Here is a 16,697-nt window from a genome sequence, read left to right as displayed (position 1 = left end):
TTGTGCGTCGCGGCCGAGGTGGCGCCGCAGATCACGTGAATGCGCTGCACACACGTGCCGTGCCTCACTATCGAGGCCGCGGGACAACCTTTCCGGCGCTGAACTCTTCTCTTCGGGATGAAGATCTTGAAGAGGCGACCTCGCCTACTCATACTCCTGACCCTGGCCGTCGTGGCGGCCGTGACAGCAACTGTCGTCATGGTCATCCAGGCGAACAGGATGCCGACGCTCTCCCCGCGCGAGGAACGTGACCGGGCCGCGTCCGGAGCGAGCGTCCCCAAGGGGCAGGCGGACTGCCGGAAGGCCAAGTGCATTGCGCTCACCTTCGACGGAAATCCGGGCGAACCCACCGACCGGCTGATGGACATCCTGAGGGAGTACGGGGCGCCGTCGACGTTCTTCCTCGAGGGCCGACGCATCCACAAGTTCCCGGATGTGGTGCGACGGATCGCCGAGGAAGGCCACGAGATCGGCGACCACACCTGGACGCACGCGGTGCTGACCGATGTCTCCGATGCACAGATCCGTGACGAGCTGCGCCGCACGGCACGTGCCGTCGCCGGCATCACCGGCACTGAGCCGACGCTGATGCGCCCGCCCCAGGGCCGCACCGACGACCGCGTCTCCAAGGTCTCGAAAGAACTGGGGATGGCGCAGGTGTTATGGACGGTGACCGCGAAGGACTACGAGACGGACGACACCGCGCTCATCACCAGGCGCGTGCTCGCGGGCGCCGGCCGCGACGGGATCATCCTGCTCCACCCGCTGCACAAGGGCACCGTGCCGGCCATGCCTTCCATCCTGAAGACGCTCAGCGAACAGGGCTACACCTTCGTGACCGTCTCCCAACTGCTCGCTCCGGCCAAGGCGGAGCCCGGCAAGATCTACAGGTGACCGACGCGCGAAGCGTCCGCGTCCTGGCCCCTCGGGCGTTGTCGGAGGCGGTCGGTAGGGTCGGCGCAGCCGATCAGCGGAGGAGCGTGCGCATGAGATCTCCGGCCGAGCTGGACGACGTCCGGTGGTCCCGGCTGGGCAACGCCCTCGGCCCCGCCGAGGACGTACCGAAGCTGATCAGGGTGCTCTACGGGGACGACGAGGAAGCCGCCGACGAGGCGCTCCACGATCTGTTCGACTACCTCCACCACCAGGGCGCGATCAGCCGGGCGTCGGGCCCCGCCGTCCCCTTCCTCGCGCACGCCGCCCTGCACGCGCCGGGCAGGCGGGACAAGGTGCTGGTGCTGCTCGCGGTCCTCGCCGGCCACGACCCCGGCGCCCTCGCACCGCCGCGCCGGCCCCGAATCGGCAGCGCCGCGGCCTTCGCGGAACTCCGCGCGGAACTCCGAGCCGTGCTGCCGGAGTTGCTGCCCTGCCTCGGGGATCCCGACCGTGGGGTGCGCAGGGCCGCGCTCCGGACCGTGGCGGCCGTGGCCGACCTGGTCCGGGACGAGCTGCGGAGCCTGGTCGTCGAGCGGGTGGAGGCGCTGTACGCCGACGACCCCGTCCCGGCGGTACGGGCGGACGCGCTGGTGCTCCTGGACCGGTTCGGTCGGGCGCCGGAGTCCCTGGACAGCCCGCTGCCTCAGGTGCGGCTCGCCGCCGCCCAGCTGGCCGCCGAACGGTCCGGACCCCCGTACGCGGCCGAACTCGTCGCGGTCTTCACCGAGGACGGTGCCGAACCCGACTTCGGCGAGGACGACCACCCGTGGTCGGGCACCGCCACCCAGGAGCAGCGGATCACCGCCCTGCTCGCCGGGGACCCGGACGCCGGCCTCGGCGTGGCGTCCCGCTGGATAGCGGCCGGGGACATCGGCTCCCGCGGCTCCCGGCTGGCCGGAAAGGTCGCCGAGAAGTGGCGCGACCGCGAACGTGAGGTCCTGGAGCTGTCGCTGGCCGCGCTGCCGCACACGAGCCAGCCGGCCTCCCTGCTCCGTACGATCGCCTACTGGGTCGAGTGCCTGCCCGAGCTGGACGCGACCCTCCGGGACGGACTCCACCGGTACGCCACCACCGCCGACGACAAGACGGCCGAACACGCGCTCCACGCCCTGGTGAACGCGCGCGACCCCCGTGCTCTGGACCTGGTGCTGAGCCGGCCCGCCGCCCGCCTGATCGCGGCGGCGGCCCGGTGCTTCCCCGAGGCGGGTGACCGGCTCGTCCCGCTGATCCGCCGCAAGCTGGCCGCGGGCGCCGGCGACGGCACGGCCCTGATCCAGGCCCTGGCGCCGCTCGGCGCGGCGGCCCGCGCGGCCCTGCCCGAAGTGGTCGACTGCCTCAGGACCGGCCGCGCGGCCGTCGCCGCCGCCCGCCGGCTCGGCGTCGACGGCGAGAACACCCCGGAGATCACCGGCCTGCTGCTCGACGCCACGCGCAGCGGCAGAGCCCTGCCGAGGACGGTCGCGGCCGTGGCCCACTTCCGGCTGACCGGTGACCCGGAGGCGGCACTGCTCACCTACCAGGACGTGCTGTCGTCCGGAGGCAGCCAGCCCTACCACCACCTGATCGATCTAGAGCCGATGGGCGCGTACGCCGCTCCGCTGCTGCCCCTTGTCGAGTTCCTGCTGGAGAGGGGCGGCCGCGCGACGCGCGAGGGCGCCGCCGAGGCACACCTCTGGATCACCGGTTCCCCGGACCGCGCGGTCCCCGCCCTCACCGCCCTGGCCGACACCACCGGGGTCGGCCTGAACGCACTGAAGGCCCTGGCGGCGGTGGGCTGTTCGCCGAAGGAACTCCACCCCGCCCTGCGCTCCTACGCGTCCTCCCCGGAACGCCTCATGCCGGACTCCCCGCGCACGGGCCTGAAGCACGGCGACGACGAACTCCGCACGGTGTCCCGCCGGCTGCTGGCGATGGGCTGACGCCGATGACCTCGGCTCCGGGCGGCGCCCCTCCCGCGACCCGGCTCGAACGCACACTCGCCCATGGGAACACTCCGTAACAGCTCGGCCACACAGGCACACCACGGTCCTCTGGGCACCAGCATCGCGGACATGTACAGAACCACCTCTGCCGCCGCCTCGGCCGTCGCGCCCGTCGTCGCGCTCCTGACCCTCCTGACCGCATGCGGGAACGCGCCCGCGAAGACATCGGCCGACGCGCACGAACCCGCGAAGGCGAGCACCCGCGCGGCCGGCCCGGTCACCGCGCGAGACGCGTTCCGGGTCATGTCCGCGCGGGTGCGGACGGCGACGCTCACCGGAACCGTCACGGCGGAGAACGACCCGAACCATCTGCTCGGCCGCCCGGGCGAGTACACGTCCAAGGTCACCTTCTCGGACAGCTGGGTGCAGGCGTCCCAGGTGACGGGCGCGGACCCGGGAGCCGTCGAACGCGGTGGCGCGGTCGAGGCGTTCGCGAGCGCGTCGGACGCCGAGGCGCGCGCCGTGTACATCCGCGACATCGCCAAGTCCTCACCGGCCCTGACCGAGTACGACTACGTCCGCGGCTCGGTCCTCGTACGCGTCTCCCGCTACCTCACCCCGAAGCAGGCGGCGGCGTACGCCACGGCCGCGGAGCAGCTGGGCTGAGGGGCCGGGCGGTCATCGGGGCCCGGCGCCCGAACGGCGGCGGACCCACCGGGCAGAACAACGCCCCGCGCGCCTCGGCCACTTGGCACATGGCCCCCGGAACCCGGTGTTCGCCCGATGGGCGCGGACCCGTCGGCGCACCGGCCTTGGGGTCCGCTCCTGTCACTTCGCGTGGAACCTGCCCGGCGCCTGGGTCGGGTTGCCGCCCGACGGGAGCTTCTGGCCGGGGCAACTGCCCAGGACCTTCTTCATCGCGGCCTTCTCGGCACCGGTGACCCAGAGTCCGTACTTCTTCTTCACCGCCACCTGCGCGGCCACGTACGTGCAGCGGTACGCCTTGTTCGGCGGGAGCCAGGTCGCGGTGTCTCCGTCGCCCTTGCTGCGGTTGGCGCTCGCGCCGACGGCCCGGAGGTTGAGCGGGTCGTTGGCCAGCGCTATCCGCTTGCTCGCGTCCCAGTACTTGGCACCCGTCTGCCAGGCGTCGGAGAGCGCGACGAGGTGATCGATGTCGACCAGGCTGCGCCCGCGGACGAACGTGACGTCCTTGCCGCCGTAGGGGTCGGGTTCGAGGACACCGCCGGACACCCTGCACTTGCCGTCGCTGAACTTCACGTTCTTCAGGTCCCGCTTGAGGATGTCGTCGCGGGTGTCGCACCGGTTGGCGTCGGTGTCCGCCCAGGCCGTGCCGAACCGCTCCCTGCTGTACCCGGTCTTGGGCGCGCGCCCCTTCACGGCCAGCGAGTCCACGGCGGAGAGCGCGGGCCCGCCGCCACCGCCGGCGGCCGTCTCCTGCGGCCCCTCCGAGCCCAGCGCGTCCTTCTTGCAGCCGCTGAGTCCGGCACCCATGACCAGCACCACCAGCGCGGCGGCAGCCGCCCCACCCCTCACACGCAGCACGACGCCCCTCCCCTTCGCCTCCCCGGACCCGTCCCGATCGGACGTGATTCCCGTCTGCCCAAGGTAATGGGCGCCATGCCCCTGCCATACCGGGCATCAATGGGCAAGAGGCGCACGCCGGGCGTATCGTCGGTCGTGAGTCACCCCGGAAGGAGCTCTGGATGGGCATCTTCGACAAGTTCAAGCACAACAAGGCGGCGCAGGACAAGGCAGCTGACATGTCCGATGCCGCTGAGAAGCAGGTCAACCAGAGGACCGGCGACAAGTACACGGACAAGGTCGACGAAGCACAGCAGAAGGCCGAGGGCGCGATGGGCATGGACCGTAATCGCGACCGGCCCCCACAGTCGTAACCGGAGAGATTCGGAAAATCACCCCCTCGAGCCCCACCACGGCATGCCCGCCGGGTGGGGCCGCGGCTGTCGCCCCGCCCCACACCTCGCCCGCATTCCGCCGGGTGCCCCCACATTCCGCCGGACCGCACATCCCCGGCTTCGCGCCCGACCCTCCGGACGAGGCCGCACCGCCGACCCGTTTCAGACCTTCCCGATCCCCAGGGTCGTCTCCGACGGGAGCAGTCCCGAGCCCAGTACCGCGACCCAGAACTCGCCGAGCAGATCGGCGAGGCGGCCCGTCGCGTCCGGGCCGAGCGCCCGCCAGGGGGCCGCGGCCAGACGGTCGGTGTGCTCCTCGACCCGGCGCCGCAGTTCCCGTCCGGCCTCCGTGGCGGTGCCGTCGGCGCCGATCAGCCCCCGCGCGGCCAGGCGGTCCCCGGCTGCGGCCCACTCCCCGGGGGTCCAGCCGCGGCTCTCGAAACGCTCCACGGAGGCCGCGCCTATCGCCGCGAAGGACACCAGCGATTCGACCGGGTCCAGCCCCTCGACCAGCAGCGCGGCGATATGGCCGTCCCCGCGGTGCTCGCGCAGGATCGTCGCCGCGTGCCAGAGCCGGAGGTGCTGGGCCTCGGGCCAGGGCAACTCCGCGTTGGCCGCGGCGAGCTGACGGCCGGCGGTGTCCGCCGCCTCGGCGGCCCTGCGGGCCAGGGTCGCCGCCTCGGCCAGCTCGGGACTGTCGATCCGGTCGCCGAGGATCGCGCGGTAGGCCCGGTCCACGGCCCGCTCCCGCGCCGCGAGCACCTGCCCCGGACTCGCCGTCCGCCAGGCCGTGCCGATGTGTTCGTCCACCATGCGCGGGCTGAAGCTGTGGAAGGCCGAGGCCACCCGCCTGCCGCCGGCCGCACCCAGTGGCGCCGCGCGACAGGGGAAGTAGCTGGGCCAGCGCTCCTCGATTCCGTACCCGAGCGCGGCCGCCTCCTCGAAGGCCTCCGGCGCGTAGTACAGCACGGCATGCAGGGGCTCCAGCAGATGCCAGAGCTGGCGCACCTTCCCGAGATCGACGTCCGCCGCCTCGACGGTCCCGCTCGTCCCGCTCACGTTCCCGGACATGACTCCACCCCTCGTCACGTATCGACACGCTCCACAACTTGACACTGACAAGATTGCCCCAGTCGCCCGAACTTGTCAACGACTAGATTCGGCGTAGGCTGCTGTCATGCAACCCGCGAAGGCCGACCCGGCTCCCGCCAAGGCCGACGGTGCGGCTCCCGAGAAGACCGGCGACCCGGCTCCCGCACGGACCGACGGACCGGTTTCCGAGAAAGCCGACAGCCCCGCTCCCGTACGGACCGGCAAAGGCGCTTCCGAGAAGGCCGACCGTCCGGCTCCCGCCGAAACCGGCGGCCCGGCTCCCGCCAAGGCCGGCGCTCCCGCCCCCGAGAAGACCGGCACCCCGGCCCGCCCGTACCACCACGGCGATCTGCGCCGCGCGATCCTCGGCGCCGCCCTCGACGTCATCGCCGCCGAGGGACCCGCCGCCGTGAGCCTGCGCGACCTGGCCCGCCGTGCGGGCGTCTCGCACGCCGCCCCGGCCCATCACTTCAAGGACCGCGTCGGTCTGCTCACGGCCATCGCGGCGGAGGGCTTCGGCCTGCTGGCCACCGCGCTCGACGACGCCGGGGACCTGCGCGAAGCGGGCGTCCGCTACGTGCGCTTCGCGCGCGAGCACCCCGCCCACTTCCAGGTCATGTTCGCCCCGGAACTGCTCCGCTCGGACGACCTGGAGCTGACGACGGCCCGGACGCTCGCCGGAGCACGGCTTCGGGCCGCGGTGTCAGCGCTCCCCGCGGAGGGCCGGGGCGCCGACACCCGCCTCGCGGGCATCGCGGCCTGGTCCCTCGCCCACGGCTTCGCGACCCTCGTGATCAGCCACAACCTGGACGGCCCGCTGGGCGACCAGGACCCCGACGAGGCCTTCCACGCCCTGACGGGCATGCTGTTCCGCCCCCAGGAGCCCTGACCGGCCCCTCCCGAACGCGCGAGGGGAGCCGGGCCGCCGCACCATCCGGCGGCCCGGCTCCCCACCACACCACGCACCAGGCGCCGCGCACCAGGCGAGGCGCAGCGCCCCGCGTCCGCACCCTGCGCTGCGGCGTCCGACGTCCGAGGTCCGACATCCGGCGCCCGCACCCTGCGCTGCGGCGCCCGCACCCCGGCTCCCAGCGCCAAGGCGCCCCGCGCTAGGACCCCAGCACCGAAGCCAGGAACTCCCCCGTCCAGCCCAGCAGTTCGCGTCCCACCAGCGGCCTTCCGCCGACCTTCGCGGTCTTCGGGCGCGGGACCAGAATCTGGTGGGCCGTCGGCTTGATGACGGTGCCCGGGTACAGGCGCTTGAGGCGCAGCTCCTGGGACTCCCTCAACTCCACCGGCGCGAAGCGGACGTTGTTGCCCTGGAGGACGATCTCACCGACCCCGCAGGCACGCGCCAGCATCCGCAGCCCCGCCACCAGGAGCAGGTTCTCGACCGGCTCCGGAAGCTTGCCGTAGCGGTCGACGAGTTCCTCGCGGACCGCCTTGACGTCCTCCTCCGTGTTCGCGGAGGCGATGGACCGGTACGCCTGGAGGCGCAGCCGCTCGCCCGGCGCGTACTCGTGCGGGACGTGCGCGTCGACCGGAAGCTCGATCTTGACCTCCAGCGGCGGCTCCTCCTCCACACCGCCCTCCAGGGAGGCGCGGTAGTCCGCGACCGCCTCGCCCACCATGCGCACGTACAGGTCGAAGCCGACGCCCGCGATGTGGCCCGACTGCTCGCCGCCGAGCAGGTTGCCCGCACCGCGGATCTCCAGGTCCTTCATCGCCACGTACATGCCCGCGCCCATCTCGGTGTGCTGGGCGATCGTCGCGAGGCGTTCGTGGGCCGTCTCCGTGAGGGGCTTCTCCGGCGGGTACAGGAAGTAGGCGTAGCCGCGTTCCCGGCCGCGGCCGACCCGGCCGCGCAGCTGGTGCAGCTGCGACAGGCCGAAGTTGTCGCCGCGCTCCACGATCAGCGTGTTGGCGTTCGAGATGTCGATGCCCGACTCGACGATCGTCGTGGAGACCAGCACGTCGAACTTCTTCTCCCAGAAGTCGACGACCACCTGCTCCAGCGCCTGCTCCGACATCTGGCCGTGGGCCGTGGCGATCCGCGCCTCCGGGACGATCTCGCGGAGGCGGGCGGCCGCCCGGTCGATGGACTCGACCCGGTTGTGGATGTAGAAGACCTGGCCCTCGCGCAGCAGTTCGCGGCGGATGGCCGCACCGATCTGCTTCTCCTCGTACGGGCCGACGAAGGTCAGCACGGGGTGCCGCTCCTCCGGCGGGGTGGTGATCGTGGACATCTCACGGATGCCCGTCACCGCCATTTCGAGCGTACGGGGGATGGGGGTGGCGGACATCGTCAGGACGTCGACGTTGGCGCGGAGCTTCTTCAGCTGCTCCTTGTGCTCGACGCCGAAGCGCTGCTCCTCGTCGACGATGACCAGGCCGAGGTCCTTGAACTTCGTCTCCGAGGAGAACAGCCGGTGGGTGCCGATGACGAGGTCGACCGCTCCGTCGCGCAGCCCCTCCAGGACCGCCTTGGCCTCGGTCTCCGTCTGGAAGCGGGACAGGGCACGGACGTTCACCGGGAACTGCGAGTAGCGCTCGGAGAACGTGCCGAAGTGCTGCTGCACGAGCAGGGTCGTCGGGACCAGGACCGCGACCTGCTTGCCGTCCTGGACCGCCTTGAACGCGGCCCGGACCGCGATCTCCGTCTTGCCGTAGCCGACGTCGCCGCAGATCAGACGGTCCATCGGAACCGTCTTCTCCATGTCCTCCTTGACCTCGGCGATCGTCGTCAGCTGGTCGGGGGTCTCCGCGTAGGGGAACGCGTCCTCCAGCTCGCGCTGCCAGGGCGTGTCCGCCCCGAAGGCGTGGCCGGGGGCCGCCATGCGCGCCGAGTACAGCTTGATGAGGTCAGCGGCGATCTCCTTGACCGCCTTCTTGGCGCGCGCCTTGGTCTTGGTCCAGTCGGCTCCGCCGAGGCGGTGCAGCGTGGGCGCCTCGCCGCCGACGTACTTGGTGATCTGCTCCAGCTGGTCGGTGGGGATGTAGAGGCGGTCCCCGGGCTGGCCTCGCTTGGCGGGGGCGTACTCGACGACGAGGTACTCGCGGGTCGCGGACTGGACGGTGCGCTGCACCATCTCGATGTAGCGGCCGACACCGTGCTGCTCGTGCACGATGTAGTCGCCGGTCTCCAGGGTCAGCGGGTCGATCGTCTTGCGACGGCGGGCCGGCATCCGGGCGCCGTCCTTGCCGGCCGCCTTCTGGCCGGAGAGGTCGGTCTCGGTCAGGACGGCCAGCCGGAGTGCCGGGTCGACGAAGCCGTAGTCGATGGAGCCGCAGGCCACGTGGACGACGGAGGGGCCGATCTCGGTGAGGTCGGTGTCCAGGCGGGCGGCGATGCCCTCGCCGCCGAGCACCTCGACGGTGCGGGCGGCGGGACCGTGCGCCTCGGTGACGAAGACGGTGTGCCAGCCGTCGGCCAGCCAGCCCTTGGTGTCGGCGAGGGCGCGGGCGGTGTCGCCGCGGTAGGTCTCGGGGGCGTGCATGCCCAGCTTGAGGGTGTCCCCCACCCCTCCGGCGAAGGAGTCGGTGAGTTCCCCGTCGGCGGCGAACGGCGACACCGACCACCACATCATGTCCAGCTCGCGCGCCCGGTCCCGTACGTCCGCGATGGACCACAGGGAGGCCGCGCCGACGTCGATGGGTGCCTCGCCGCCCCCGGCGGTCGCCGCCCAGGACGCCTGGAGGAACTCCTGCGAGGTGGCGACGAGGTCGGCGGCCCGGGTCCGTACCCGCTCGGGGTCGCACACGACCGTCATCGCGCCCTCGGGCAGGACGTCCAGAAGGAGCTCCATGTCGTCGACGAGGACCGGGGCGAGGGACTCCATGCCCTCGACGGCGATGCCCTCGGCGATCTTGCCGAGGAGTTCGGCCAGCTCCGGATGGGCCTCGGCGAGGGCCTCGGCCCGGGCCCGTACGTCCTCGGTGAGCAGCAGTTCGCGGCAGGGCGGGGCCCACAGGCCGTGCTCGGCGACCTCCAGCGAGCGCTGGTCGGCGATCTTGAAGTAGCGGATCTCCTCGACGTCGTCGCCCCAGAACTCCACCCGCAGCGGGTGCTCCTCGGTGGGCGGGAAGACGTCCAGGATGCCGCCGCGGACGGCGAACTCGCCGCGCTTCTCGACGAGTTCGACGCGGGAGTACGCGGCTGCCGCGAGCGCCTCGACGGTCTCCCCGAGATCGGCGCTCACGCCGGTGCGCAGGACGACGGGCTCCAGGTCGCCCAGGCCCTTGACCTGCGGCTGCAGGACCGAGCGGATGGGGGCGACGACGACGGACACGGGGCCGGTCTCGGGGTCGTCGGGGCGAGGGTGGGCCAGACGCCGCAGGACCGCGAGGCGGCGGCCGACGGTGTCGGAGCGGGGCGAGAGCCGCTCGTGGGGCAGCGTCTCCCACGAGGGGTACTCGGCGACGCCGTCCGGCGGGAGCAGGGAACGCAGGGCGGCGGCCAGGTCCTCGGCCTCACGGCCGGTGGCGGTCACCGCGAGCACCGTGCGGCCGGTCTGACGGGCGAGCGCGGCGACGGCGAAGGGGCGGGCGGCCGGGGGGCCGACCAGGTCGACATGCCTCCGGTTGCCGTCGGCGGCGGCCTTCACCGCCTCCGTGAGGGCGGCGTCCTTGACGACGGCGTCGAGCAGACCGTGCAGGCTCATGAAGGGCTTCCATCCCGGGGAGTGGGCAACGCGAGACGCCCGACACGTGGGACGGGCCGGGGGCATCCAGCCTACGACTCCGCGCCTGTCCGCGCGTGACCATAACCGGGGGCCGGGCCCCCGGGGCCCGAGCGCCCGGCCCGCCACCAGCCCCCACGCGCCGAAGGCCCGGGACCGGGCCGGCCCCGCCCGCGCCACGGATCGAGGACGACGACGGACCCGCCCACTCCCCGGGCCCGAACGCACCGCGGCCCGCACCCGCCACCCCCACTCCCCTCCCCTCCCGCACCACTGCCAGGACCCGCCCCCACCCACTCCCCGCACAAACCGGCCCCCTCCCACGCCAAAGACCCGGCCCCGAGGAATGACTCCTCGGGGCCGGGCCCGTCCCCCGCAACCCCCGTACGCGGTGGCTCGGTCCGACCGTCCGCCGGGTGCGGCGGGCGGCGGCTGGTCTAGTCGGTGGCGATCGCGTTCAGCACGTTCATCCGGCCCGCCCGGAACGCCGGGATCAGGGCGGCGAACAGGCCCACGAAGGCCGAGCCGACGAAGACCGCGATGATGGTCGGCCAGGGGATCTCCAGGACGTTCAGTCCCTCCAGGGCGAGGAGCTGCTGGGCGGTGGCGCCCCAGCCCATGCCCAGGCCGAGGCCGAGCAGCGCGCCGAAGAGGGCGATGACCACCGACTCCATCCGGATCATGCGGCGCAGCTGGCGGCGCGAGAGGCCGATGGCCCGCATGAGGCCGATCTCCCGGGTGCGCTCGACCACCGACAGGGCCAGGGTGTTCACCACACCGAGCACCGCGACGATGATCGCGAGGGCCAGCAGGCCGTAGATCAGGTTCAGGAGCTGCCCGATCTGGTCCTTCATGGCCTTCTTGTAGTCGGTCTGGTCACGGACCTGGTACTGCGGGTAGTCGTGCAGGGAGGACTTCAGGGCCTTGTACGCGCTGTCCTGCTGCCCGTCCTTCGCCGAGGCGAAGACCATCTCGTCCAGCGGCATCTTGTCGGCCGGCACGTACTTGGCGAGCGTGGCGATGGAGGTGTACTTCGAGCCCTTGTCGATGACGGCGTCGCTGCTGGTGATGGCGCGGACCGTCAGGTTCGCGGTGGCACCGCCCTTGAAGGCGACCTTGATCTTGGACCCGAGGTGGATGCCGTGGTCCTTGGCGAACTTGTCGTGCACGGACATCGAGTCGGGCCGGTAGGCGTCCTTCAGGTCGCCGGCGACGGTCTTGGTCCGCAGGTCGGTGGCGTACGTCGGGTCGGCCGCGGTGATGTCCGTGTTCTTGAGCGTCTTGCCGTCGGGGGTGGTGTAGTCGGCCTCCGCGATCCGGTACTCGGTGACCCGGGCCAGCCCCGGGGTCTTCTTCACGGCCTGCACGGCCTGCGGGGTGATCTGCTGGCCACCGTCGTTCTGGATGATGAAGTCGGTGCCGACGGTCTTGTCGAGCTCGTCGGTCGCGGAGGCGACCATGGAGGAGCCGACGACCGACAGGCAGGCGACCAGCGCGAGGCCGATCATGAGGGCGGCGCCGGTGGCGCCGGTGCGGCGCGGGTTGCGCAGGGCGTTGCGCTCGGCCATGCGTCCCACCGGACCGAACATCCGCAGCAGGACCGCGCCGAGGACGCGCACCACACCGCTCGCGAGCAGCGGGCCGATCACCACGAACCCGAGCAGGCTGAGCACCACGCCGAGCCCGAGCCACAGCGAGCCCTCGCTCGCCTTGCTCGCGTCGGCGGCGAGGTAGAGGCCGAGGCCTCCGGCTCCGGTGAGGGCCAGGCCGAGCACGGCCCGTACGACTCCGGCCTTGGCGTCGGCGGGAGCGCCGGCGTCGCGCAGGGCGGCCATCGGGGAGACCTTGCCGGCGCGGCGGGCGGGCAGGTAGGCCGCCAGGACCGTGACGACGATGCCCAGCACCATGCCGACCACCGGCGTCGTCCAGGCCACCGTCAGATCGTCGGTGGACAGGTTCATGCCGGTCATGCTCATGAGCTTCATCAGGCCGACGGCGATGCCGATGCCCGCGCCGACGCCGAGGACGGAGCCGAACGTGCCGAGGAGCAGTGCCTCGACCAGGACCGAGCGGTTGACCTGCTTGCGGCTGGAGCCGATGGCCCGCATCAGACCGATCTCGCGGGTGCGCTGGGCGACCAGCATCGAGAAGGTGTTGATGATCAGGAAGATGCCGACCAGGAAGGCGATCCCGGCGAAGCCGAGCATCGCGTACTTCATGACGTCCAGGAAGCTGCCCACGTCCTTGCGGTTGGCGTCGGCGGTCTCCTTGGCGGTCTGCACCTTGTAGTGGCCGCCGGTGGCGGCCTTCACGTCCTGCTTGAGCCGGGCGTCGCTGACGCCGGCCGCGGCGGTGACGTTGACGTTGGTGTAGACGCCGCTCTGCCCGACGAGCGTCTTCTGGGCGGTCGGCGTGTCCAGGTAGAAGATGGCCGCGCCGGGGTTGGTGACGGTGAAGGTGGCGATCCCGGAGATCTTCGCGGTGTGGGTGCCGACCGCGCTGATCACGCCGATCTCGTCGCCGAGCTTGAGGTGGTGCTTGTCGGCGGTGTCCGCGTCGACCATCACCTGGCCGGAGCCCTTGGGCGCCGCGCCGGAGGTCACCTTCATGGTGCGGGCCTCGTTGGCGTTCCAGCTGCCGACGATGGTGGGCGCGCCGCTGGAGGGCGACAGGCTGTCCTTGTCCGCGTCGACGACGGTGACGGCGCTGGAGAAGACGGCGCCCTCGGCCGACTTCACGCCGGGCGTGGACCGCACCTGGGCGAGGACGGAGGCGGGCATGACCGGGGGCTTGCCGTTGCCGGACGTCGTCTCGCCGGTGTCCGAGGCGCTCTTGGCGCTCACGGTCACGTCGGAGGAGGTCGCCGCGAACAGCTTGTCGAACGTCGTGTTCATCGTGTCGCTGAACACGAGCGTCCCGCAGACGAAGGCCACCGACAGCAGGACGGCGACGGCCGACAGGGCCATGCGTCCCTTGTGCGCGAAGAAGTTGCGCATCGAGGTCTTGAGGACGGTCATGACGTCCGCCCGCGGGAGTCGAAGTCCTTCATGCGGTCGAGGACCTGATCGGCCGTCGGCTGGTGCATCTCGTCGACGATCCTGCCGTCCGCGAGGTACAGCACGCGGTCCGCGTACGAGGCGGCGACCGGGTCGTGGGTGACCATCACGATGGTCTGGCCGAGCTCGTCCACCGAGCGCCGCAGGAAGCCCAGCACCTCGGCGCCGGCCCGGGAGTCGAGGTTTCCGGTCGGCTCGTCACCGAAGATGATCTCGGGTCGGGCCGCGAGCGCCCGGGCCACGGCGACACGCTGCTGCTGGCCGCCGGAGAGCTGGGTCGGGCGGTGCTTGAGGCGGTCCTTGAGTCCGACGGTCTCCACGACCTGGTTCAGCCAGGCCCGGTCGGGCTTGCGGCCCGCGATGTCCATCGGGAGCGTGATGTTCTCGAGGGCGTTGAGCGTCGGCAGCAGGTTGAAAGCCTGGAAGATGAAGCCGATCCGGTCCCGGCGCAGCTGCGTCAGCTTCTTGTCCTTGAGGCCGGTGATCTCGGTCTCGTCGAGGAAGATCTGGCCGGAGGTGACGGTGTCGAGCCCGGCGAGGCAGTGCATCAGGGTGGACTTGCCGGACCCGGAGGGGCCCATGATCGCGGTGAACCGGCCCCGCGCGATGTCCACGTCGACCTGGTCGAGGGCGACGACGCGGGTCTCCCCGGACCCGTACGCCTTGACGACCTGTCGCGCCCGCGCGGCGACGGCCGTACGCCCTCCAGTGCCCTCGTGCCTGGGAATGCTTACAGCCGATGTCACGGTATGTCTCCTAAGTCGGCCGGCAGGGGGACCTGCCGGGCTGCGAAAGTCTGCGAGCGGGTGCGACGGACCACGAGGTCCACGCCGTTGCGGCGCGGTGTCCCGGCCACGTCCTCAAGTCTTGTGCCGCGAGGGGGTGGGACGCGCTGGTGCACGGCCCCGTCTTCTGCTGGGGAAAACCCCACCCCCGTGGGTGCGGTCCGTACGACCCGAACGCGCTCCCGACGACGTAAGACCAGGTTAAGAACGGCTTCGGCCCGTCTCCTCCTCCGACGGGACGAACCCTCCCCGACCCCTGGTGCGGAGATCCCCCTAGGGGTTCTCCACCCACCGGTGGACCGGCACTCGGGGTCGAGTCCACCCCCAGGCCCGCTCAGCCTGCGCCCTCCCCCCACGTGAGGCTCAAGTGGGAAGCTGGTCCCGGCGGATAGGTGCAGGGGGAAGGAATTCCGTGGGCGAGGGGGACACCGGGACTCCGGTCGTACAGCAGCACGCCGTCCGCCCGGACCGGGCCGAGACCCGGCGGCGGCGCGCGGTCGTGGCCTCGCTGATGCTGGCGATGGCGCTCGCCGCGCTCGACTCCACCGTCGTGTCCACCGCGGTCCCGCAGATCGTCGGCGACCTGGGCGGGTTCTCCGTCTTCTCCTGGCTGTTCTCGGGCTATCTGCTGGCCGTCACGGTCACGCTCCCCGTGTACGGCAAGCTCTCCGACACCTTCGGCCGCAAGCCGGTCCTCGTGGCGGGCGCCGCGCTCTTCCTCCTCGGCTCGCTGCTCTGCGCCACCGCCTGGAACATGGCCGCGCTCATCGCCTTCCGCGTCGTCCAGGGCCTGGGCGGCGGCGCGCTCCAGGGCACCGTGCAGACCCTGGCCGCCGATCTGTACCCGCTCAGGGAACGCCCGAAGATCCAGGCCAAGCTGTCCACCGTGTGGGCGACCTCGGCCGTCGCGGGTCCCGCTCTGGGCGGAGTCCTCGCGGCGTACGCGAACTGGCGGTGGATCTTCCTCGTCAACCTTCCGGTGGGCGCCCTCGCGCTGTGGCTGATCGCCCGTCATCTGCGCGAGCCCGAGCGGGCCGCACCGGACCGGCGGCCCCGGATCGACTGGGCGGGCGCCCTCGCGATCTTCGCCTGCGGCGGTGTCCTGCTGACCGCGCTGGTGCAGGGCGGTGTGGCCTGGGACTGGCTCTCGGCCCCCTCGGTCGCCCTGTTCGCCACGGGGGCGTGCCTGGTCGCGGTCGTCATAGCCGTGGAGCGGCGGGCGGCCGAACCGGTCATCCCGGGCTGGGTGTGGCGCCGCCGGACCATCGCCGCGGTGAACCTGGCGCTCGGGGCCCTCGGGCTGCTCATGGTCGCGCCGACGGTCTTCCTGCCCACCTACGCACAGGCGGTCCTGGGCCTCGCCCCGGTCGCCGCCGGATTCGTGCTCTCCGTCTGGACGTTGAGCTGGCCGCTGTCCGCGGCCCTCAGCCAGCACGTCTACCGCCGCATCGGCTTCCGGAACACCGCCCTGCTCGGCATCGGCACCGCGGCCCTGCTCCTGCTCGCCTTCCCGTTCCTGCCCGTCCCGGGCCAAGCGTGGCAGCCCGCCCTCCTCATGCTGCTGCTGGGCGGCGCGCTCGGACTGTTCCAGCTCCCCCTGATCATCGGCGTGCAGTCCACGGTCGGCTGGGCCGAGCGCGGGACGACCACCGCCTCCGTCCTGTTCTGCCGCCAGACCGGCCAGACCCTGGGAGCCGCCCTGTTCGGCGCGGTCGCCAACGGGGTGCTGGCGGCTCGCCTGGGCGGAGCCGGGGACCTCGACGCGGTGACCCGCGCCCTGAACTCGGGCGCTCCGGCCGGCCAGTTGCGAGGCGCGGTGGCCGACGCGGTACACGCCGTCTACCTGGGCGCCTCCTTCGCGGCAGCCCTGGCCTTCCTGGTCCTGCTGTTCCTCGCCCCGCGCCGCTTCCCGGTACTGGAGGACCGCACCGACTGAGTCACGCGCGTGACGGACCCCGAACCACGCGCGGGCCGGACCGCACCCAAGCGACCGGGCACCCGCACCCGGGATCCAACGTGAGGGGGTGGGACCCAGCAACCACGATTCACCGGCACCCGGCGACGCACGCGAGGGGCTGACCCTCAGCCACGATCTACCGGCACCCGGGATCCGGCGCGAGGGGCCGTGCCGGTACATCGATGCCCGTCGCCACCAACGTCCACATCTCCGTCCAACGGCGACGGGCTGATGCACCGGCACGGCCCCGACCCACCACCGACCCCGCCCGGCCCTCCGACGGGCACCCGCACCCCACGCGAAATCCGAAGAACCTTCAGGGCTGCTCCAGGG

The 16,697-nt window shown here is 72.1% G+C and carries 11 protein-coding genes; 6 read left to right on the top strand and 5 right to left on the bottom strand.

Going from position 1 to position 16,697, the window contains the following annotated elements:
• Nucleotides 1–117: 117 nt before the first annotated feature.
• The 3 genes from IO36_RS40635 (at nucleotide 118) to IO36_RS40625 (ending at nucleotide 3,524) form a co-directional block, all read left to right on the top strand.
• The gene (locus IO36_RS40635) at nucleotides 118–894 is read left to right on the top strand and encodes a polysaccharide deacetylase family protein (RefSeq protein ID WP_037628184.1); all 777 of its coding nucleotides are present in this window, start codon (nucleotides 118–120) and stop codon (nucleotides 892–894) included.
• A gap of 92 nt (nucleotides 895–986) precedes the next feature.
• The gene (locus IO36_RS40630) at nucleotides 987–2,855 is read left to right on the top strand and encodes a hypothetical protein (protein ID WP_037628183.1); all 1,869 of its coding nucleotides are present in this window, start codon (nucleotides 987–989) and stop codon (nucleotides 2,853–2,855) included.
• Nucleotides 2,856–2,987: 132 nt separating this feature from the next.
• On the top strand, nucleotides 2,988–3,524 hold the full coding sequence (locus IO36_RS40625) for a hypothetical protein (RefSeq protein ID WP_037628318.1): 537 nt from the start codon (nucleotides 2,988–2,990) through the stop codon (nucleotides 3,522–3,524).
• A 162-nt stretch (nucleotides 3,525–3,686) separates the two neighbouring features.
• Here IO36_RS40625 and IO36_RS40620 read toward each other — a convergent pair whose 3' ends face one another.
• Nucleotides 3,687–4,421 (bottom strand): HNH endonuclease family protein, encoded by a 735-nt coding sequence (locus tag IO36_RS40620; protein WP_037628182.1) that lies wholly within the window; start codon nucleotides 4,419–4,421, stop codon nucleotides 3,687–3,689.
• Nucleotides 4,422–4,582: 161 nt separating this feature from the next.
• Between IO36_RS40620 and IO36_RS40615 the strand changes: the two genes are divergently transcribed.
• On the top strand, nucleotides 4,583–4,774 hold the full coding sequence (locus tag IO36_RS40615; protein WP_037628181.1) for an antitoxin: 192 nt from the start codon (nucleotides 4,583–4,585) through the stop codon (nucleotides 4,772–4,774).
• Between the two features lie 183 nt (nucleotides 4,775–4,957).
• On the opposite strand, the gene IO36_RS40610 is transcribed toward IO36_RS40615, so the two are convergent.
• Entirely contained in the window at nucleotides 4,958–5,866 is a 909-nt protein-coding gene (locus IO36_RS40610) for an SCO6745 family protein (protein WP_037628180.1), read from the bottom strand.
• A 370-nt stretch (nucleotides 5,867–6,236) separates the two neighbouring features.
• Here IO36_RS40610 and IO36_RS40605 point away from each other — a divergent pair, with 370 nt between their 5' ends.
• Complete coding sequence (locus tag IO36_RS40605; protein ID WP_037628317.1) at nucleotides 6,237–6,776, top strand: TetR/AcrR family transcriptional regulator; 540 nt, start codon at nucleotides 6,237–6,239, stop codon at nucleotides 6,774–6,776.
• Between the two features lie 220 nt (nucleotides 6,777–6,996).
• Here IO36_RS40605 and mfd read toward each other — a convergent pair whose 3' ends face one another.
• The 3 genes from mfd to IO36_RS40590 form a co-directional block, all read right to left on the bottom strand.
• Nucleotides 6,997–10,548, bottom strand: coding sequence for a transcription-repair coupling factor (gene mfd, locus IO36_RS40600; RefSeq protein WP_037628179.1), 3,552 nt, complete (start codon nucleotides 10,546–10,548; stop codon nucleotides 6,997–6,999).
• A 455-nt stretch (nucleotides 10,549–11,003) separates the two neighbouring features.
• Nucleotides 11,004–13,583 (bottom strand): ABC transporter permease, encoded by a 2,580-nt coding sequence (locus IO36_RS40595; RefSeq protein WP_037628178.1) that lies wholly within the window; start codon nucleotides 13,581–13,583, stop codon nucleotides 11,004–11,006.
• Nucleotides 13,580–14,368 carry an ABC transporter ATP-binding protein gene (locus tag IO36_RS40590; protein WP_037628177.1) on the bottom strand — a complete coding sequence of 263 codons (789 nt, stop codon included), beginning with the start codon at nucleotides 14,366–14,368 and terminating at the stop codon, nucleotides 13,580–13,582. The genes IO36_RS40595 and IO36_RS40590 overlap by 4 nt, the downstream gene beginning before the upstream one ends.
• A gap of 451 nt (nucleotides 14,369–14,819) precedes the next feature.
• On the opposite strand from IO36_RS40590, the gene IO36_RS40585 reads away from it, so the two are divergent.
• Complete coding sequence (locus IO36_RS40585; RefSeq protein ID WP_037628176.1) at nucleotides 14,820–16,343, top strand: MFS transporter; 1,524 nt, start codon at nucleotides 14,820–14,822, stop codon at nucleotides 16,341–16,343.
• Nucleotides 16,344–16,697: the final 354 nt, after the last annotated feature.

The organism is Streptomyces aureus, from assembly GCF_000725495.1.
GTDB classification, from domain to species: domain Bacteria; phylum Actinomycetota; class Actinomycetes; order Streptomycetales; family Streptomycetaceae; genus Streptomyces; species Streptomyces aureus_B.
The sequence above is the reverse complement of the archived record's forward strand: the minus strand, read 5'-3'. Positions and strand labels throughout refer to the sequence as shown.